Here is a 17,670-nt window from a genome sequence, read left to right as displayed (position 1 = left end):
GCTGCGGTGCCGTCGGCGTGACCTGGGGCAGCGGGTGGTTCGGCGTCGGCGCGCCCGCAGTCTCGTTGCCGACCTCGAGCAGGTTCTCCCGACGTAGCGGATCGGTGACCCTGCCGTCCTGCCGGAGCAGCCGCACCAGCACGCGCTCGGCACCCGGCCGGTCCGCCGGATCCTTGGCCAGGCACTCCCGGATCAGCTCGTCCAGGACGGGAGGCAACGCAGGCAGCTCGGGCGGATCGTGCAGCACCCGGTGCATCACGGCGAAGAGCGAATCATTGCCGAAAGGTTCGGCGTGCGACGACAATGGCCGGTCCTTGATTTGGGCAGTCCTCGACCACCAGCAGCTCAACATTTACTCGCCCATCGTGCCCCCGCCTCGAAAGGGGTAGCACTCAGCCGTCCGCCGATCGGTGACTGGCGGATGGGCAGCGATGGTAGGTGCATCAGCCGGTGACGCGCAGCTCGGCGAGGAGCTTCGCCACCCGGCTGCGGATTTCGTCGCGGATGGGGCGGACGGACTCGACGCCCTTGCCGGCGGGGTCGTCAAGCTTCCAGTCCTCGTAGCGCTTTCCGGGGAAGACGGGGCAGGCGTCGCCGCAGCCCATGGTCACGATGACGTCCGACGATTCGGCGGTGGCGTACTCGAGGAGCTTCGGCGCCTGGTCGGTGATGTCGATGCCGACCTCCCGCATGGCCTGCACCGCGGCGGGGTTGATTGTCTCGGCGGGGGCGGACCCGGCGGAGCGCACCTCGACGGTGTCGTCGGCGAGGTGGCGCAGCCAGCCGGCGGCCATCTGGGAGCGGCCGGCGTTGTGTACACAGACGAACAGGACGCTGGGCTTGTCGGTCATCAGGAGTCTTCCTTTGCAGTACGGGTTGCAGGGCCGGGTGAGCGGCGTTTGGTCAGGGATCGCAGGCAGGGTGCGGGCGGGGTCGCTGTTGCGGTCGAGCAGCCGGTAGCGGCCGGCGGCACGCGGTGGATTGACCGGGTCCCGCTGACGTGTCGTTTAGCGGCCTGTTGCTCATCCGCGATGGTCGAGCGCCGGGTCGCGCTCGCCACTCGGGACGACAACCTGGTCGGCGGCCTTCCCAGCGTCGGGGTAGAGGGCGGCCAGGAGACAGATACCGAGGGCGAGGCCGACGAGCTGGGCGATGACGAAGCCGGGAACCGAGCCGGGGGCGATGCCGGCAAAGGTGTCGGTGAAAGCCCGACCGATCGTCACGGCCGGGTTGGCGAACGAGGTGGACGAGGTGAACCAGTACGCCGCGCCGATGTAGGCCCCAACGGCCGCGGGCGCGACCGGAGCGCGACCGGAGCGGGCGAGGGCGAAGATCAGCAGGATCAGTCCGGTGGTGGCGACGATTTCGCCGAGCCACAGGTGGCCCGCCGCGCGGTCCTTGCCGGAGAAGTCGACGGCGGCCAGGTCGAACATGAGGTTGGCGAGGATCGATCCGCCGATCGCCCCGAGGATCTGGGCGGTGGTGTAGCCGGCGAGGTCGCGGCCGGTGAGGCCGGTGCCGGCGCGGCGGCCGAGGAACCAGTCCGCCATGGAGACGACCGGGTTGAGGTGCGCCCCGGAGACCGGTCCGAAGATCAGGATCAGGGCACCCAGGGCGAACGCGGTGGCGACCGAGTTCTCCAGCAGTTGGAGGCCGACGTCGTCGGGGGAGAGGGTGGTGGCCATGATGCCGGAGCCGACCACGGCGGTGACCAGCAGAGCGGTGCCGGTGAACTCGGCCAGCAGGCGCCGCCGGAGTGCGATGGTCATCAGTTTGTTTCCTCTTTGCAGTGACGTCCCGGAACCGGGTGTGGGCCGGGGTGCGGTGATTACCGGCTCGCGGCGACGTTCAGGTCGTGGAGGAGGCGGCGAACGCGGCGTTCTATCTCGTCGCGGATCGGCCGGACGTCGGCCACGTCGAGGCCGGCGGGGTCGTCGAGGTCCCAGTTCTCGTAGCGGGTGCCGGGGAAGACGGGGCAGGCGTCGCCGCAGCCCATGGTGACCAACACGTCGGCGGCGCGGACGACCTCGTCGGTCCAGGGCTTGGGGAACTCGTCGGAGATGTCGATGCCGCGCTCGGCCATCGCGGGCTCCACCGTCTGGGTGCCGTAGATGCCGTCGAACTCGGCGGCGAGGCGGGCGGCGGCGGTGCGCAAAGCGAGTTGCTGGTCGATAGAGAGGTCTTCGCGCAGGTACGCGCTGGTGTCAGTCATGGCGGTCTCCCGGACTCATGGCGGGGGTGATGACGGGGGCGACGCGGTCGATGCGGGAGGCGAGGTCGGCGAACGCGGCCTCGAACGCGGCGTCGGTGTCGACGCGGACCGGGTCGGGCACCGACCAGTGCAGCCGGGGCCGGACCGGGCCGGTGAGCTCCTCGTGGGCGTTGTCGCAGACGGCGATGAGCAGGTCGTCGTCGCGCACGATGTCCGTGACGTGCGCGGTGCCGGTCGCGTCCAGCGGTAGCCCGTGGCGACGAGCCACGGCGACGGCGCGCGGATGAACCCGCTCTGCGGGCTGCGTTCCGGCGGACGCGGCCGAGGTGTGGGTGCGGTCGGACCAGAGTGCGGCGGCGAGCTGCGAGCGGGCGGAGTTGTGGGTGCAGACGAAAACCACCCGACCCACCTCGGTCAGCGGTGCCGGCGTCAGCGTGGCCAGGGCCTCGGGTCGCAGGCGCAGGTACGTGCGGCGGCGGTCTCCCTCGGACCGGCCGCGGACGACGAGACCGGCTTCGCTGAGGACCTTGACGTGGTGGGCGACCAGGTTCGTCGGCATCCCGAGGTCGTGGGCGATCTCGCCGGGGGAGGCGTCGCCCAGGGTGAGCGCGTCGACGACCGCCAGGCGCGCCGGGTCGCCGAGCGCGGCGTGGATCCGGGCGCGCGCCCGAAGGGAAGCAAGCTCAGTAGTCATTGACTCAACTATTACTGAGTAACTGTGCCGCCGTCAAGTCATGAGTCAGTGCTCGTTGGGGCGCCCTGGCCGCGCCCGGCTGCTAGAGGTTCGGCGAGAGGCCGATTTCCTGGGCCCAAGGTGGCTGATCTTCAGGCGATTGCGCGGAGGCGTGATCGGCTGGGGAGCAAGGTCGACGTCACGCTCGGCCGTGAGCCTGAGTCAGCAGCAGGTCATGAGGTACGACTGCAGCTCAGCCAGTGCCGCTACTGCGCCGTCGCGGTCGGCGCGGTAGTACACGGTCTTCCCCTCGCGCCGTGAGGTCACGATCCGCCCCCGGCGCAGCAGGGTCAGCTGCTGCGACGCCGTCGCTTGGCTGATGCCCGTTCGCTCGGCGACTTCCCCGACGGACAGCTCGGCGCCTTGGGAGAACAGCATCATGATCCGCTGTCGCGTCGGGCTGCCCAGCGCCTTGAGGAACTCCTGCGTGTCCGGCCCGAGCCCGGCTGGTGCGGCGCCGGGCGCGACCGCTACGGGCTCTGGCTCATCCATGGCCCCACCTTCTCGCATCATCATCATATTGTCATTCAACAAAACGACGATATGATCGTTGGAGTGACCACCTCTGCAGAACCCGTCGTCATCGTCGGTGGCGGCCAGTCCGGTCTCGCCGCCGCACGCGCCGCACTCTCCGTTGGCCTGCGCCCCGTCCTCCTGGAGGCAGGTGCTGAGCCGGTGGGGTCCTGGCCCGACTACTACGACAGCCTCACCCTGTTCTCCCCGGCCCGATACAGCTCGCTGCCCGGCATGGCCTTCGACGGCGCAGACCCCGACCGCTATCCGGCCCGCGCCGACGTCGTCGCCTATCTCCGCCGCTATTCCGCAGGCATCGACGCTGAGATCCGCACCGGCGCCCGCGTCACCGCTGTGCACCCGCGTCCAGGCGGTGGCTACCTCGTCCATACCGACAGCGGCGATGACATCGCCGCGGCGGGCATCGTCTCCGCCAGCGGCTCCTTCAGCAATCCGTACCTGCCGGTGCTGCCCGGCCGGGACACCTATGCGGGCGAGGTGCGGCACGTCGCGCACTACCGGCGGCCCGAGCCGTATGCCGGCAAGCGGGTCCTCGTCGTGGGCGCCGGAAACTCCGCCGTCCAGGTCGCCTACGAGCTCGCGCCACACGCGAGGGTCACTCTGGCCACCCGGGCGCCGATCCAATTCATGCCCCAGCGCATCCGAGGCCGGGACCTGCACCATTGGCTCCACGTCACTGGCGCGGACCTCCTGCCCCGGGCGGTACTCACCCGCCTGATCCGCCACGCCGCCGTGCTCGACACCGGCGTTTACCGCGAAGCGATCGCCTCCGGCCTGCTCGCCCGCCGGGAAATGTTCACCGCCTTCACCGCCGGCGGTGTCACCTGGGCTGAGGGTACTGACGAGCCGGTCGACTCGGTGATCTTTGCTACCGGCTACCGCCCGCACCTCGACTACCTCGCCCCGCTCGGAGCCCTGGATGACGGCATGCCTCGCCACGTGGGGGGTGTCTCCACGACCCACCCGGGGCTCGTCTACCTCGGCTTGGAGTTCCAGCGGTCGTTCTCGTCGAACACCCTTCGCGGCGTCGGGCGCGACGCGGCGCACGTTGTCGCCGCCCTCGCTGCCGACCAGTCCGGCCGATCGCGGCGCCGGCCGCAGCCTATGAAGCGGTTGCCGGTTCGACGGTGAGCAGCGCGGCGAGTTGGCGCAGGACGGCCGGCCGGGCCCGGTAGTAAACCCAGGTGCCGCGCCGCTCGGCGTCGACGAGGCCAGCCTCGCGCAGGGTCTTGAGGTGATGCGAGATGGTCGGCCCGGTGAGGTTGAAGGCGGGGGTGAGGTCACAAACGCACGCCTCGCCGTCGTCGGCGGAGGCGATCATCGACATCAGCTGCAGGCGGACCGGGTCGCCGAGGGCCTTGAACGCCGGCGCGAGCACCGCGGCGGTCTCGGCCGGCACGCGGTGCTGCGCCAGGGGTTGGCAGCAGAACGCCTCGGCGGTCACGTCGGCGAGGGTGAGGGGCGCAGCTTGCTTCGACATTCCTCTAGGTTGACATCCCTCTAATCAATGTGCAACCGTCTGTTTCGACAGACGTCAAGACAGTGCGGAAGGGGGAGATCATGCTGAGGTTGACGCGCCGACAGGAGGCATCCACAACGGGTGTCGGCCGCTCGCGGTTGATAGGCTTAATCGCCTATCGGCGATGAACGATGAAGGGGTGATGGGGGTGGCCGAGCTACTCGATCGGGCCACGGCGCAGACATACGCGTCGTGGTTCCGGGCACTGGCCGACCCGACCCGGGTGCAGATCGTCGAGTACCTTGCCCGGCAGGCTCAGGCAATGAGCGTGGGGGAGATCGTCGCCGCGATCGGCTTGGCGCAGTCCACCGTCTCGCAGCACCTGAAGATCCTCACCGAGGTGCGGTTCGTCCTCGTCGAGCCGGTCGGCACCGCCCGCCACTACCGGATCAACGACGCCTGCGTCGACTGCTTCCCCTCCGCCGCAGACGTCGTCATGGGCCGACCGGCCCCCCACCCGAACGGAGCCTGCTGATGGCCGACATCACGGTGCGCCCCCTGCGGGACGACGACGCTGAGCGGGTCCTGGCCATCTACCAGGCCGGACTCGACGCCGGCAACGCCAGCTTCGAGACGACCGCACCCACCTGGACGACGTTCGACGCGGCAAAGCTGCCCGAGCACCGCTTCGTGACGGTCGACGGGACCGACACGGTGGTCGGTTGGATCGCTGTCGCACCCACCTCGGGCCGTGCGGTCTATGCCGGGGTGGTCGAGCACTCCGTCTACGTCGACGCCGCCGCGCAGGGCCGCGGCGTCGCCCGGCTGCTGCTGGACACGCTGATCGCCTCCACAGAAGCCGCCGGAATCTGGACCATCCAGTCCGGAGTCTTCCCCGAAAACACCGCCAGCCTCATCCTGCACGAGCGGGCCGGCTTCCGGGTCATCGGCGTGCGCGAGCGGGTCGGTCGCCACCACGGCCGCTGGCGCGACGTCGTCCTGCTTGAGCGGCGCAGTCGCGTCGTCACCTGATCAACCCTGGCTCATCACAAGCGGGGCCCCGTCTACCTGTTTGTTTCGACAGTTATCAACACAAAGGAGTTTGACTGATGAGCACTTTGAACGAGCTGCCCGTCGTGGTGATCGGCGCCGGTCCGGTCGGCTTGGCCGCCGCCGCGCACCTGCACGAGCGGGGCATCGCCTTCACCGTCCTCGAAGCCGGCGACACCCCAGGTGCCGCCGTGCGGCAGTGGGGCCACGTGCGGGTCTTCTCCCCGTGGCGCTACAACATCGACCCGGCCGCCCGCCGGATTCTCGACGAGGCGGGCTGGGTCGCCCCTGACCTGGAGGCCCTGCCCACCGGGGCGGAACTCGTCGGCGACTACCTCCAGCCCCTCGCCCAGCTGCCGCAACTCAAGCCGCACGTACGCTACGGCGCCCGGGCCGAGGCGATCAGCCGCCTGGGCCTGGACCGGTTGCGTAGCGCTGGCCGTGAGTCCACGCCGTTCCTGATCCGCCTCGCCGACGGCGAGGAGCTGCCCGCCCGCGCGGTGATCGACGCGTCCGGCACCTGGGCCACCCCGAACGTCCTCGGCGCATCCGGCCTGCCCGCCCGGGGCGAGACCATTGTCGCTGCATTCCTGGAGCACGCGCTGCCCGACGTTCTCGGCGCGGCCCGGGACCGCTTCGCCGGCCGGCACACCCTCGTCGTCGGCGCCGGGCACTCCGCCGCGAACACGCTGCTGTCCCTGGCCGAACTGGCCGAATCCACGCCGGGCACCGAAGTGACCTGGGCGATCCGGAACGCCTCACCGGCGCGTACCTACGGCGGCGGAGACGCCGACGCCCTCCCGGCTCGCGGTGCCCTGGGCTCACGGCTACGCGCGCACGTCGACGCCGGCCGGATCCGGCTGCTCACCGGCTTCTCCGTGCACGCCCTCACCCCGACAGCCGGCCGGGTCAGTGTGGTGGTGCGCCACGCCGACGGCGAAGAGGAGTCCGTCACCGTCGACCGGATCGTCGCCGCTACCGGGTTCCGCCCCGACCACTCGATCGCTGCCGAGCTGCGCCTGGACCTCGACCCGGTGATGGGCGCCACCCGCGCTCTCGCGCCGTTGATCGACCCGAACGAGCACTCCTGCGGCACGGTGCCCCCGCACGGCGTGAACGAGCTCGCCCACCCGGAGGCCGGCTACTACGCCGTCGGCATGAAGTCCTACGGGCGGGCCCCGACGTTCCTGATGGCGACCGGCTACGAGCAGGTCCGCTCCGTCGTCGCCGCCCTCGCCGGTGACTGGGCCGCAGCCCGCGACGTGCAGCTTGACCTGCCCGAAACTGGCGTCTGCAACAGCAACCCCGCCGACACCGCTGCCGGCGACAGCTGCTGCGGGCCGGCGCCCACCGCCGAGCCAGCAGCGCGCGGACTCGCCACCGGCATCTCCGGCGGGCTGTTGTCCACACCGTTGAACCTGGTCACCCTCGCCCCCGCCAGCGGTCAGGCCGGCGGCTGCTGCAGCTGATGCCCACCACCGCGACGGTGCCCGCCAATCCCACGGTCGGCGGGCACCACGCCCATGACCGACGCGCCACGGCCCTGCTGGCCATCACCATCGTGGCCGGCTTCGCCTGCCAGCCCTGGGAGGCACGCGGAACCTTTTCGTCAGGGTTGATGAGCCCTAGTTCGCACTGCAGTTCTGTGCGCAGGAGCGCGGCTGACCACATGTCTGCATGTGGCTCATCCGCAGGGCCACCGGCCGTACCGATTCCTTTTCGGCGAGGACCACGGCGTGAAACGGCAGATCTTGCAAGGCGAAGTCGAGCTGAGCCATTTCGGCAGAGAGTAGGGCGGACGCTTCCTGACCGAATCGGGGGACCGTCCACAACTCTATGGGGCCCGAGGTGAGCACCTTCTGCCGCAATCCCATCGCGGCGTCCCTGTCCTCGACGAAGATCGTGCGGAGGGCTTCGAAGCGGTAGGCTAACGCACCCACCGTCCGTGCTGCGCGGTCCGGCGACACGCCGATTTCCCCGGCGATCGGCTGCACGATGTTGATGCATATGTGCAGACCGTCCGGCAGGCTGGACAATGCGTCCCAGACCCACTGCTGTCCCCAGCTGAGATGTGTCGTGACGGATCGGTCGCCGACGAAATCCAACGAATACGGGTGCCGTTCGACAGGTAGGTTCATCCCGCTATACACCCTCGCATCGCTGATATGATCCGCCGATGTTCACGTTGGACAGCCGGGCGAATGTACGCCGTCAACTCATCGAACGCGCACACGGGGATTCCAGGATCACCGCCGCTGCCCTGACCGGCTCGGCGGCGCACAAGACCGAGGACGTGTGGTCCGACATTGACCTGTTCTTCGGGGTGAGCGGCGGGGCGACCACCGAGGTCCTGAACGACTGGACCAACTATCTGTACAACGAGCTCGGCGCGGTTCACCACTTCGACCTGCTCGCCGGGCCGGCCACCTACCGCGCGTTCCTGCTCGGCGAACTTCTCGAGGTCGACCTCGGCTTCACTCCGTTGAGCGCGTTCGGCCCGGTGGGCAACGGCGCATTCGAGGTGCTTTTCGGTCAGGGCGTAGACCGCAAGCCCGTGGTCACCGATACCGATCACCTCGCCGGCCGATGCTGGCATCACGTGCTGCATGCGTACGTCTGCATCCAGCGCTCGGCAGCCTGGCAGGCTGAATACTGGATCAGCGCGTTGCGCGACAACACGCTGACTTTGATGTCCGATCGGCTCGGTCATCCGGGCGACTTCCTCAAGGGCGCCGACCAACTTCCGGCCGAGGTGATCTCCCCGCTGCGCGAGGCACTGGTTCGCAACCTGGACCCCGCCGAGTTGTCTCGGGCTCTGAGGTCGGCCACGCACGCTTTCGTGGCTGAGTTGCGCCACCACGATTCCCGCTTTGCGGCGGTGCTGGGGCCGCGCCTGATCGACCTGGTCAACGGCTGACCTCGGCTGCCAGGCGCCGGCGGTCGATCTTGCCGTTGGGGTTGAGCGGCAGGCTCGGCAGCCACACGAACCGGGCCGGCACCATGTACGGCGGAAGCAGCGGGCCAGATAGTTGAGCGGAGGGCACGCCCTCACCAGATCAGCGTGATCGCCTGGTCCTTCGACGGCAAGCGCATAGGCTTAGGAACCTCATCCCACTACGTCGAGATATGTCGCCGCCGCTACGGCTCGGAGACGACGATCGCCTGGCGATAGCGTTCTCGCCGCTAGGCGATCTGCTAGCGACAACCAAGCAGGAGCAGGTCACATTGTGGGACGCGAAGTCTGGTGCCCTTCGCGCACAATGGGGTGATCAACCCCGACGAAAACCGAGACGCATACCGATATCGACGCCGCTCCCGTGGGCGTACGGGCTCGCCGGGTCCGGCGACGGCTCGCGGCTGGCCGTCCACACACATTGTTTCTACCGCAGGACACCACCTGACCTTTCGATTTGGCACGTGGCCAAAGCGCAGCGCCTAGCAGTCCTTGACGGAAGCGAAGACAGCACAGGAACGCTTGCCTGGTCCCCGGACTCAAGCCTCATAGCTGCCGTCATCAACAAATACATCGTGAGCCCTTCAGCGGCGTGGTGTCCGGCGAGGGGCTGGGCTGGACCACAATCCTGACCCTCGACATCGGCTGGCCAGGCGCTGGCGGCACGGCGGGACGGCCGTTGCCGCCAGCCCTCGGCGTCACCGCTTGGCGTTGTGCTTGGACATCTGCGGCTGCTTGCCCTTGCCCACCATGCGCAGCGCGTCGCGCAACTGCTGCTCGGTCATCTTGGAGTTGCCCTCGATACCGGCGTCGTGCGCCTGCTGACGGAGTTCGTGCAGGCGTTCGCGGTCATCCATGTCGGCCTCCCCGTGTGACGCGGCACGGCTGTTCCGCGCCGTCGACCCGCGTCGCCTTCCCGTGCCGGTCGGGGTCAAACGGGTGTCCCGTCGCGCGCCGTCACTCGTCCGGTTGACCGCGTTCGTCCTCCGCCCACTCCCGGCTGAGGTAGAACGCGCCGAGGGCGCCGGCGAGCGTGCCGAACACCGCCACCGAGTATGCGGCCCGCACCAGCTCCAGGATCTGCGCGAACGTGTCGCCGGCGCGCAGCGGTTCGCCGGTGATGGTGGTGAGTGCCGCGTCGTGCAGGGCCCGGGGGAGGCTGCGGCAGGAATCGCTGACCATGAGCAGCTGCCCGGCCGCGAGGATGACGGCCACGGTCACCGCTGCGAGCCAGGCCAGCCGGTCGGTGAGCAGCCGCCCGGCGGAACGCGACCCGCGAATGGCGGCGGCAAAGACCGCCCACAGGATCCAGCTCGTGATGGTGAGCACGGTGCTGAGCGGCTCGTCGTGAACGAACGCCTGCGCGAGGACGAGTAGCAGGAAGAGCAGCCCCAGGACGCCCATCGGCTTGTCCAGCCGGTGGGCGAGACCGTTGAGGCGGGCGTCGTCGTCACGGCCGCGCCGGCGAGGGTCGTCGATCACCCGGTGGCAGCCTACCGGCATCCGTGGCCCCAAACCGCCGCTCGCGGTACGTCGGTCGGAGTGGCGTGGGGCGCGGCACCGAGTGGACCGTCCTCCGCCGTCGTACCGGTGCACGGCGGTGTGCGGCCGTCTCGTCCGGGTACGTCCAGGAAACGCGGCGGTGCAGTTTGGGAGGTGCGATGAGCGAGGGGACCACAGGACCGGACGGGCGGCGTACCAGCGCGACCGAGCGGTTGGCCGAGGACGTGGCCGACGTGGTCCGCGAGGAGGTCCGGGCCGTGCGGATGCAGGTGGGCGAGGCGGCCCGCCCGGCCGGCCTGGGAATCGTGCTGCTGGCCGCCGCAGGCGGCTGCCTGGTGCTCGGCGCCGGAGCCGCGTCGACCACCGTGCTGCGGGTGCTGGAGACGATGCTGCCACGCCGGCTGGCCGCCGCCGGTCTCACCGCCGGCTACCTGGGCGCAGCCGTGCTGCTGGGCCGGGTGGGAATGGCGCAACTGCGGGCGGCCGGCGGCCCATCGGCCCGCCTCGCCGACGACGTGCGGGACATGGTGACGGAGACCGCCGGTCGGGTGCTGCCCGCCGGTGTCGACGCCGCCCGCGCCGAACTGGACAGGTGACAGCACCGAGGACGGGAGGACGTTGTGCCGGACAAGCACGAGCAGGCCGAGGAGATGCGCGACGACGTACCGTCGACAATCGCGCGCTCCGACGACAAGGCGGTCCGTACGTACAAGAAGAGAGCAGGTCCGGCTCGGTCGGGCGACGGTGCTGCGGGCCGGCGACGACATGCTGGTGGCTGGCGGTGAGCAGCCCGCCGCGGCACGGGTCTTCACCGGCCGGGACGAGTGAGTGTTTCGTCGGCGACCCGCCGGGTAGCCGGCGGCCTCGGGAAGGTGGTGGGTCGGGTGAATCTCGGCAGGCTCGGTGACGTGGTGGTGGGCACGGCGGGTGACGTGGCCGGCAGCGTGGTGGACCCGAAGGCGGGCCTGGGCAAACTGCGTTCGGCGATCACGCCGCGCGCGGTGGTCCTGCTCGGTGGCGGACTGCTCCTCGGTTACCTGGTGTCCCGGCACCGGTCCTGATGCTGCTCAGCCGCCGAGCCGGGGGCGGATCTCCGAGGGCTGTGGGTGACGGACGTCCGGAAACCCGCAGCCCTGGTCGGTTTGTGGCCCGGGTAGCCGGGTAGCCGCCGCTGTGTCCGTCCTGGTCCGTCGTGTCCGACCCGGCGGGTGAGCGCCGCCGTCCGGCGGCGGGAGCGGGACGGGGACGGGACGAACCCCCGGAACGAGGAGGACGACGTGCAGGAGATCGTGGGCGAGAGCCTGGCCCGACGGCTGGTGACGTGGGGTGTCGACACCGTGTTCGGCCTGCCCGGCGACGGCATCAACGGCCTGATGGAGGGCTTCCGCCGGCAGCGGGAGAAGCTGCGGTTCGTGCTGGTGCACCACGAGGAGGCGGCGGCGTTCATGGCCACCGGCTACGCCAAGGCCACCGGCCGACTGGGGGTCTGCTGCGCCACCTCCGGCCCCGGAGCGATTCATCTGCTCAACGGGCTCTACGACGCGAAGCTCGACCACGTGCCCGTGTTGGCGCTCACCGGCATGCAGGAAACCTCGGTGCTGGGCTCGCACTACCAGCAGGAGGTGCACACCACGCAGCTGTACCAGGACGTGGCGTCGTACAACCTGATGGTCACCAACCCGCAGCAGATGCCGGCGGTGGTGGACCTGGCGATCCGCAACGCGTTGAGCAAGCGGACGGTGGCGCACCTGACGTTTCCCAACGACGTCCAGGTCGCGGCGGCCGACGAGGACCCGTACCGGCACGTCAGCCCGGGCAAGCCGCCGATGAGCGCCGCGGTGGTGTCCTATCCGCAGCTACCGGCGGACCCGCGGGAGCTGGCGAAGGCGGCCGAGGTGCTCAAGGCCGGCCGGAAGGTCGCCATGCTGGTTGGTGTCGGTGCGCGTGGCGCCCGCGCGGAGGTCCTCGCGGTGGCCGAGGCCCTGGCCAGCCCGATCGTCAAGACGCTGCCGGGCAAGCTGGTGGTGCCCGACGACCACCCGCTGACCACCGGTGGGCTCGGCCTGCTCGGCACCGCGCCGAGCGAGGAGCTGATGGAGGAGTGCGACACCCTGCTGATGATGGGCACCTCCTTCCCGTACGCGAAGTACCTGCCCGGCCCGGGGCAGGCGAAGGTGGTGCAGATCGACGTTGATCCCAGCCTGATCGGGATGCGCCTGCCGGTCGACGCTCCGGTATGCGCGGACGCCCGCCTGGCGCTGCGGGACCTGCTGCCGATGCTCGACCACGGCCCGGACCGCTCGTTCCTGGAGAAGTACCAGCGCAAGATGGGCGACTGGCGCGCGGCGATGACCAGCCTGGTGGACCCGGAGCGATCGCCGATCGCGCCGCAGTACCTGATGGGCTGCATCGACGAGGCCGCCGCCGACGACGCCATCCTGACCTGTGACTCCGGCACGATCGCCACCTGGGCGGCGCGGCACTGGACCATCCGTGACGACCGGGAGTTCTACCTGTCGGGCAACCTGGCGACGATGGCGCCCGGCCTGCCCTACGCGATCGCCATGCAGCACGCCTACCCGGTCCGGCAGGTGATCGCATTCGTCGGCGACGGCGGCTTCGCGATGCTGATGGCCGAGTTCCTCACCGCGGTCCGGCACGAGTTGCCGATCAAGGTGGTGATCAACAATAACAACTCGTACGGGCAGATCCTGTGGGAGCAGATCATCCTCGGCTACCCCGAGTACGCGGTACGGCACCGCCAGCCGGAGGCGGACTTCTCGACCTGGGCGCGCGGCTGCGGCGCGTTCGGGGTCAAGGTGACCGACGCGAAGGCGCTGCCGGGCGCGATCCGGGAAGCGCTCGCGCACCCGGGCCCGGCGCTGGTGGACTGCGACGTCAACCCCAACGAACCGCCGATGCCCGGCAAGATCAAGTATGACCAGGCCAAACATTTCACCGAGGCGTTCCTCCGCGGCCAACCGCACAAGGTCGCCACCCTCGCCACCGTCGCCCGCGACAAGTTCAACGAGCTGCGTTCATGAACGACGTCTTCCTGCCCGAACCCGTCCGGCGCCCGCCCGACCCGATCCACGACATCGACCTGAGCGCCCTCGCCGCCGATTTGCGCGACGAGGTCGACGGGGAGGTCCGCTTCGACGCCGGCTCCCGCGCCGCGTACTCCACCGACGCCTCCAACTACCGGCAGGTGCCGCTCGGGATAGTGGTGCCCCGCACGGTGGAGGCGGCGGTCGCCGCCGTCGCGGTGTGCCGCCGCCACCGGGCGCCGCTGACCTCGCGTGGCGGTGGCACCAGCCTCGCCGGTGAGTGCACCAACACCGCCGTGGTGCTGGACTGGTCCAAGTACTGCCACCGGCTGATCGAGGTCGACGAACAGACGCGGACCTGCCTGGTCGAGCCGGGCATCGTGCTCGACGAACTCAACGCCGAGCTCAAGCCGACCGGGCTGGAGTACGGACCGCGTCCGGCCACCCACGACCACTGCACGCTGGGCGGCATGCTCGGCAACAACTCCTGCGGTGCCACCGCCCAGCGCACCGGCAAGGTGGTCGACAACATCGTGGAGCTGGAGGTGCTGCTCTACGACGGCACCCGGATGTGGGTGGGGGAGACCACCGACGACGAGTACGACCGGATCCAGCGCGACGGTGGCCGCAAGGCGCACATCTACCGGCAGTTGCGGGCGCTGCGCGACGAGTACCTGGCCGACATCCGCACCCGCTATCCGGACATTCCGCGTCGGGTCTCCGGCTACAACCTGGACAGCCTGCTGCCGGAGAAGACCTTCCACGTCGCCCAGGCCCTGGTCGGCTCCGAAGGGACACTGGTCACCATCCTGCGGGCGCGACTGAAGCTGGTGCCGATCGTCAAGGCGCAGGCGATGGTGTTCCTCAGCTACCCGGACATCGCCTCCGCCGGAGACGACGTACCGCGAATCCTGGAGCACCAGCCGATCGCGCTCGAAGGCATCGACGACAAGCTGGTCAGCTTCGAGCGGCGCAAGAACCTGCACCCACACGCCCTGCAGGAGCTACCTCCCGGCGGCGCCTGGCTGATGGTCCAGCTCGGCGGCGAGACGCCGCAGGAGGCGCGGGCGGCGGCCGAGCGTCTCATCGCCTCGGTCCGTCTGGACGGCGGGCCGCGGGTGCACGAGTTCGCCGACCCCGCCGACGAAAAACGGATGTGGGCAGTCCGGGAGTCCGGGCTCGGCGCCACCGCGCACGTGCCGGACTCGGACAACACCTGGCCCGGGTGGGAGGACTCCGCGGTCGCTCCGCAGCGGCTCGGCGACTACCTGCGTGACCTGCAGCGCCTCTACCGGGAGTACGGCTACGAGCAGGCGTCCCTGTATGGACACTTCGGGCAGGGGTGCGTGCACACCCGCATTCCGTTCCAGCTGCGTACAGCCGACGGGATCAGGGATTTCCGGTCCTTCATCGAACGCGCCGCCGATCTGGTGGTCTCCTACGGCGGCTCGTTCTCCGGGGAACACGGCGACGGGCAGGCGCGAGGCGAACTGCTGCCCAAGATGTACGGCGACCGGCTGACCAGGGCGTTCGGCCAGTTCAAGGCGATCTTCGACCCGGACGACCGGATGAACCCGGGCAAGGTGGTGCCGCCGTACCGGCTGGACAGCCACCTGCGGCTCGGCGCCGACTACGACCACGGCGCGGTCGACACCGCCTTCGCCTACCCGGACGACGGCGGCAGCTTCGGCAACGCGGTGCTGCGCTGCGTGGGGGTCGGCAAGTGCCGCCGCCACGAGGGCGGGGTGATGTGCCCCTCCTACATGGTCACCCGCGAGGAGGAGCACTCCACCCGGGGCCGGTCCCGACTGCTGTTCGAGATGCTCGACGGCACCGCCCGCGGCGGCACGATCGGCGACGGCTGGCGCTCGGAGGCGGTACGGGACGCCCTCGACCTCTGCCTGGCCTGCAAGGGGTGCAAGGCCGACTGCCCGGTCAACGTGGACATGGCCACCTACAAGGCCGAGTTCCTGCACCACCACTACGCCCGCCGGCTGCGCCCCCGCGCCCACTACTCGATGGGCTGGCTGCCGCTGGTGGCCACCGGCGCCGCCCGGCTGCCACGTACGGTCAACGCGCTGGCTCAGGCCCCTGGCCTGAACCGGCTCGCGAAGACCGTCGGTGGCATCGACCAGCGCCGTGACATCCCGGTGTTCGCCCCGGAGTCGTTCCAACACTGGTTCGCCCACCGCACCCCGACCGGCGGCGGCTCGCGCGGGGAGGTGCTGCTCTGGCCGGACACGTTCACCAACCACTTCCACCCGGGGGTGGCGCGCGCCGCGGTGGAGGTCCTGGAGACCGCCGGCTGGCGGGTACGAGTGCCGGACAAGCCGGTGTGCTGCGGGCTGACCTGGATCTCCACCGGGCAACTCGGCGTCGCCAAGCGGGTGCTGCGTCGCACCATCGACGTGCTGCGCCCGCACCTGCGCGCCGGCACGCGGATCGTGGGGTTGGAGCCGAGCTGCACGGCGGTGTTCCGCAGCGACGCCCACGAGCTGTTCCCGGCCGACGACGACGTGACCCGGCTGCGGGAGCAGGCCGTCACCCTCGCGGAGTTGCTGCACGACCACAGCCCGGGTTGGCAGCCGCCGCGGGTCGAGGCACACGCCCTGATCCAGACCCACTGCCACCACCACGCGATCCTCGGCACGGCCGCCGACCAGGCGCTGCTGTCCGCGGCCGGCGTGGACGCCGAGTTCCTGGATTCGGGCTGCTGCGGTCTGGCGGGAAACTTCGGCTTCGAGGAGGGCCACTTCGAGGTATCGGAGGCGTGCGCGGAGCGGGTGCTGCTGCCCGCCGTCCGGGACGCCGCCGAGACCGACGTGATCCTCGCCGACGGCTTCAGCTGCCGCACCCAGGTCGAACAGAGCGCCTCCGACGGGCGCTCGGCCATCCACCTGGCCGAGCTGCTGCGCGCGGGCCTGCACGACGACACCGTGCCGCGCCGGCCGGAGCGCAGCTGGGGTGACCGGCCACACCCACCGTCGGTGCTCGCCCGCTGGACGGCGGCCGGGGTGGTCGGCGTCGCCGCGCTCGCCGGGCTGGGCACGCTGCTGCGGCGGTGGACGCGGTGAGCCGCATCCGGCTCACCGCCGAGGCGTACCGGGTGCCCACCGACTCCCCCGAGGGAGACGGCACCCTGGCGTGGACCAGCACCACCCTGGTGCTGGTGCGCGCCGACGCCGACGGAGAGACCGGCATCGGCTGGACGTACGGGCCGGTGGCCGCCGTCGCGGTGGTGGCGGATCTGTTCGCTCCGGTGGTCGCTGACCTCGACCCGGACGACGTACCGGCGGCGTGGACGAGCATGCGCCGCAGGCTGCGCAACGCCGGCCGGCCGGGTGTCGCCGGGCTCGCCCTGTCGGCCGCGGACTGCGCGCTGTGGGATCTCAAGGCCCGCCGGCACGGGCTTCCCCTGGCCCGGTTGCTCGGTACCGTGCGCCGGGATGTGCCGGTCTACGGCAGCGGCGGCTTCACCACCTACGACGACGAGCGCCAGCACAGGCAGCTCGCCGGCTGGGTCCACGAGCAGGGCATACCCCGAGTGAAGATCAAGATCGGGGAGTCGTGCGGTACGGAGGTGCAGCGGGACCTCGCCAGGATAGCGGCGGCCCGGCGCACCATCGGCGACGACGCCGAGCTTTTCGTCGACGCCAACGGCGCCTACCAGCGCAAGCAGGCGATCCGGGTGGCACACGCCGCGGCCGAATCGGACGTCCGCTGGTACGAGGAACCGGTCAGCTCCGACGACCTCGCCGGTCTGGGGCTGGTCCGCGACGGCGTCCTGCCGGATGTGGCGGCAGGGGAGTACGGCTTCGACCTGACCTACTTCCACAGGATGGCGCCGTTCGTGGACTGCCTACAGATCGACGTCACCCGCTGCGGCGGGATCAGTGAGTTCCTCCGTGCCGCCGCGGTCGCCGCCGCGGCCGAGCTCCAGGTGTCCGGACACTGCGCCCCGCACCAGCACCTGCCGGTCGCTGGCGGCATCGGGAACCTGCGACACCTGGAGTGGTTCCACGACCACGTCCGGATCGAGTCGATGCTCTTCGACGGCACGGAGCCGGCGACCGGCGGCGCGGCGCGGGTACCGCTGGACCGGCCGGGCAACGGCGTGCAGTTCCGCTCGGATCTCGCCCAGCAGTACCGGGTGGCCTGACTTGGCGGCCCACCCGGGGC

21 protein-coding genes are annotated in these 17,670 nt (G+C 70.4%); 11 read left to right on the top strand and 10 right to left on the bottom strand.

Annotated features, from left to right (window positions below):
* Positions 1-443: 443 nt before the first annotated feature.
* From OG811_RS31485 to OG811_RS31465, 5 genes are all read right to left on the bottom strand, one after another.
* A complete protein-coding gene (locus tag OG811_RS31485) occupies positions 444-851 on the bottom strand; it encodes an arsenate reductase ArsC (protein WP_406070938.1) in 408 nt (135 codons plus the stop codon).
* A 171-nt stretch (positions 852-1,022) separates the two neighbouring features.
* Positions 1,023-1,769 carry an aquaporin gene (locus OG811_RS31480; protein ID WP_406070936.1) on the bottom strand — a complete coding sequence of 249 codons (747 nt, stop codon included), beginning with the start codon at positions 1,767-1,769 and terminating at the stop codon, positions 1,023-1,025.
* Between the two features lie 59 nt (positions 1,770-1,828).
* A complete protein-coding gene (locus OG811_RS31475) occupies positions 1,829-2,212 on the bottom strand; it encodes a heat-shock protein HtpX (protein ID WP_406070934.1) in 384 nt (127 codons plus the stop codon).
* On the bottom strand, positions 2,205-2,906 hold the full coding sequence (locus OG811_RS31470; RefSeq protein WP_406070933.1) for a helix-turn-helix domain-containing protein: 702 nt from the start codon (positions 2,904-2,906) through the stop codon (positions 2,205-2,207). The genes OG811_RS31475 and OG811_RS31470 overlap by 8 nt, the downstream gene beginning before the upstream one ends.
* 201 nt (positions 2,907-3,107) lie before the next feature.
* A complete protein-coding gene (locus OG811_RS31465; RefSeq protein ID WP_406070932.1) occupies positions 3,108-3,437 on the bottom strand; it encodes an ArsR/SmtB family transcription factor in 330 nt (109 codons plus the stop codon).
* Between the two features lie 63 nt (positions 3,438-3,500).
* Here OG811_RS31465 and OG811_RS31460 point away from each other — a divergent pair, with 63 nt between their 5' ends.
* Positions 3,501-4,610: a flavin-containing monooxygenase gene (locus tag OG811_RS31460; protein WP_406070930.1), complete on the top strand. Its 1,110-nt coding sequence runs from the start codon at positions 3,501-3,503 to the stop codon at positions 4,608-4,610.
* On the opposite strand, the gene OG811_RS31455 is transcribed toward OG811_RS31460, so the two are convergent.
* The gene (locus OG811_RS31455; protein WP_406070929.1) at positions 4,582-4,959 is read right to left on the bottom strand and encodes an ArsR/SmtB family transcription factor; all 378 of its coding nucleotides are present in this window, start codon (positions 4,957-4,959) and stop codon (positions 4,582-4,584) included. The two genes, OG811_RS31460 and OG811_RS31455, sit on opposite strands and share 29 nt — an antisense overlap.
* 163 nt (positions 4,960-5,122) lie before the next feature.
* Here OG811_RS31455 and OG811_RS31450 point away from each other — a divergent pair, with 163 nt between their 5' ends.
* From OG811_RS31450 to OG811_RS31440, 3 genes are all read left to right on the top strand, one after another.
* Complete coding sequence (locus OG811_RS31450) at positions 5,123-5,473, top strand: ArsR/SmtB family transcription factor (protein ID WP_406070927.1); 351 nt, start codon at positions 5,123-5,125, stop codon at positions 5,471-5,473.
* Positions 5,473-5,970, top strand: coding sequence for a GNAT family N-acetyltransferase (locus tag OG811_RS31445; RefSeq protein ID WP_406070926.1), 498 nt, complete (start codon positions 5,473-5,475; stop codon positions 5,968-5,970). Before OG811_RS31450 ends, OG811_RS31445 begins: the two co-directional genes overlap by 1 nt.
* A 77-nt stretch (positions 5,971-6,047) precedes the next feature.
* A complete protein-coding gene (locus OG811_RS31440; protein ID WP_406070925.1) occupies positions 6,048-7,457 on the top strand; it encodes an FAD-dependent oxidoreductase in 1,410 nt (469 codons plus the stop codon).
* 156 nt (positions 7,458-7,613) lie between these two features.
* On the opposite strand, the gene OG811_RS31435 is transcribed toward OG811_RS31440, so the two are convergent.
* Positions 7,614-8,126 (bottom strand): hypothetical protein, encoded by a 513-nt coding sequence (locus OG811_RS31435; protein WP_406070923.1) that lies wholly within the window; start codon positions 8,124-8,126, stop codon positions 7,614-7,616.
* 38 nt (positions 8,127-8,164) lie between these two features.
* Here OG811_RS31435 and OG811_RS31430 point away from each other — a divergent pair, with 38 nt between their 5' ends.
* The gene (locus OG811_RS31430; RefSeq protein WP_406070922.1) at positions 8,165-8,905 is read left to right on the top strand and encodes a hypothetical protein; all 741 of its coding nucleotides are present in this window, start codon (positions 8,165-8,167) and stop codon (positions 8,903-8,905) included.
* Here OG811_RS31430 and OG811_RS31425 read toward each other — a convergent pair.
* From OG811_RS31425 to OG811_RS31415, 3 genes are all read right to left on the bottom strand, one after another.
* Positions 8,895-9,032, bottom strand: coding sequence for a hypothetical protein (locus tag OG811_RS31425; RefSeq protein ID WP_406070920.1), 138 nt, complete (start codon positions 9,030-9,032; stop codon positions 8,895-8,897). The genes OG811_RS31430 and OG811_RS31425 overlap by 11 nt on opposite strands.
* A 607-nt stretch (positions 9,033-9,639) precedes the next feature.
* Positions 9,640-9,798, bottom strand: a complete 159-nt coding sequence (locus OG811_RS31420; protein WP_406070919.1) for a hypothetical protein — start codon at positions 9,796-9,798, stop codon at positions 9,640-9,642.
* Positions 9,799-9,898: 100 nt separating this feature from the next.
* The gene (locus tag OG811_RS31415) at positions 9,899-10,423 is read right to left on the bottom strand and encodes a hypothetical protein (RefSeq protein WP_406070918.1); all 525 of its coding nucleotides are present in this window, start codon (positions 10,421-10,423) and stop codon (positions 9,899-9,901) included.
* 179 nt (positions 10,424-10,602) lie between these two features.
* Here OG811_RS31415 and OG811_RS31410 point away from each other — a divergent pair, with 179 nt between their 5' ends.
* The 6 genes from OG811_RS31410 to OG811_RS31385 all read left to right on the top strand — a co-directional run bounded on the left by OG811_RS31410 (position 10,603) and on the right by OG811_RS31385 (position 17,650).
* On the top strand, positions 10,603-11,040 hold the full coding sequence (locus tag OG811_RS31410) for a phage holin family protein (RefSeq protein ID WP_406070916.1): 438 nt from the start codon (positions 10,603-10,605) through the stop codon (positions 11,038-11,040).
* Between the two features lie 24 nt (positions 11,041-11,064).
* Positions 11,065-11,229: a hypothetical protein gene (locus OG811_RS31405; RefSeq protein ID WP_406070915.1), complete on the top strand. Its 165-nt coding sequence runs from the start codon at positions 11,065-11,067 to the stop codon at positions 11,227-11,229.
* A gap of 99 nt (positions 11,230-11,328) precedes the next feature.
* Complete coding sequence (locus OG811_RS31400) at positions 11,329-11,505, top strand: hypothetical protein (protein ID WP_406070914.1); 177 nt, start codon at positions 11,329-11,331, stop codon at positions 11,503-11,505.
* 147 nt (positions 11,506-11,652) lie between these two features.
* A complete protein-coding gene (locus tag OG811_RS31395) occupies positions 11,653-13,488 on the top strand; it encodes a thiamine pyrophosphate-dependent enzyme (protein ID WP_406070912.1) in 1,836 nt (611 codons plus the stop codon).
* Entirely contained in the window at positions 13,485-16,565 is a 3,081-nt protein-coding gene (locus OG811_RS31390; protein ID WP_406070910.1) for an FAD-binding and (Fe-S)-binding domain-containing protein, read from the top strand. Before OG811_RS31395 ends, OG811_RS31390 begins: the two co-directional genes overlap by 4 nt.
* Complete coding sequence (locus tag OG811_RS31385; RefSeq protein WP_406070909.1) at positions 16,562-17,650, top strand: enolase C-terminal domain-like protein; 1,089 nt, start codon at positions 16,562-16,564, stop codon at positions 17,648-17,650. The genes OG811_RS31390 and OG811_RS31385 overlap by 4 nt, the downstream gene beginning before the upstream one ends.
* The last annotated feature ends 20 nt before the right edge of the window (positions 17,651-17,670 follow it).

It is taken from the genome of Micromonospora sp. NBC_01638, assembly GCF_045209745.1.
Taxonomy (GTDB): Bacteria; Actinomycetota; Actinomycetes; order Mycobacteriales; family Micromonosporaceae; genus Micromonospora.
The sequence above is the reverse complement of the archived record's forward strand: the minus strand, read 5'-3'. Positions and strand labels throughout refer to the sequence as shown.

Coding starts and splice junctions, on each gene's coding strand:
- OG811_RS31485 (WP_406070938.1), bottom strand. CDS start 851: ATGACCGACAAGCCCAGCGTCCTGTTCGTCTGTGTACACAACGCCGGC.
- OG811_RS31480 (WP_406070936.1), bottom strand. CDS start 1,769: ATGACCATCGCACTCCGGCGGCGCCTGCTGGCCGAGTTCACCGGCACC.
- OG811_RS31475 (WP_406070934.1), bottom strand. CDS start 2,212: ATGACTGACACCAGCGCGTACCTGCGCGAAGACCTCTCTATCGACCAG.
- OG811_RS31470 (WP_406070933.1), bottom strand. CDS start 2,906: ATGACTACTGAGCTTGCTTCCCTTCGGGCGCGCGCCCGGATCCACGCC.
- OG811_RS31465 (WP_406070932.1), bottom strand. CDS start 3,437: ATGGATGAGCCAGAGCCCGTAGCGGTCGCGCCCGGCGCCGCACCAGCC.
- OG811_RS31455 (WP_406070929.1), bottom strand. CDS start 4,959: ATGTCGAAGCAAGCTGCGCCCCTCACCCTCGCCGACGTGACCGCCGAG.
- OG811_RS31450 (WP_406070927.1), top strand. CDS start 5,123: ATGAACGATGAAGGGGTGATGGGGGTGGCCGAGCTACTCGATCGGGCC.
- OG811_RS31445 (WP_406070926.1), top strand. CDS start 5,473: ATGGCCGACATCACGGTGCGCCCCCTGCGGGACGACGACGCTGAGCGG.
- OG811_RS31440 (WP_406070925.1), top strand. CDS start 6,048: ATGAGCACTTTGAACGAGCTGCCCGTCGTGGTGATCGGCGCCGGTCCG.
- OG811_RS31435 (WP_406070923.1), bottom strand. CDS start 8,126: ATGAACCTACCTGTCGAACGGCACCCGTATTCGTTGGATTTCGTCGGC.
- OG811_RS31430 (WP_406070922.1), top strand. CDS start 8,165: ATGTTCACGTTGGACAGCCGGGCGAATGTACGCCGTCAACTCATCGAA.
- OG811_RS31420 (WP_406070919.1), bottom strand. CDS start 9,798: ATGGATGACCGCGAACGCCTGCACGAACTCCGTCAGCAGGCGCACGAC.
- OG811_RS31410 (WP_406070916.1), top strand. CDS start 10,603: ATGAGCGAGGGGACCACAGGACCGGACGGGCGGCGTACCAGCGCGACC.
- OG811_RS31390 (WP_406070910.1), top strand. CDS start 13,485: ATGAACGACGTCTTCCTGCCCGAACCCGTCCGGCGCCCGCCCGACCCG.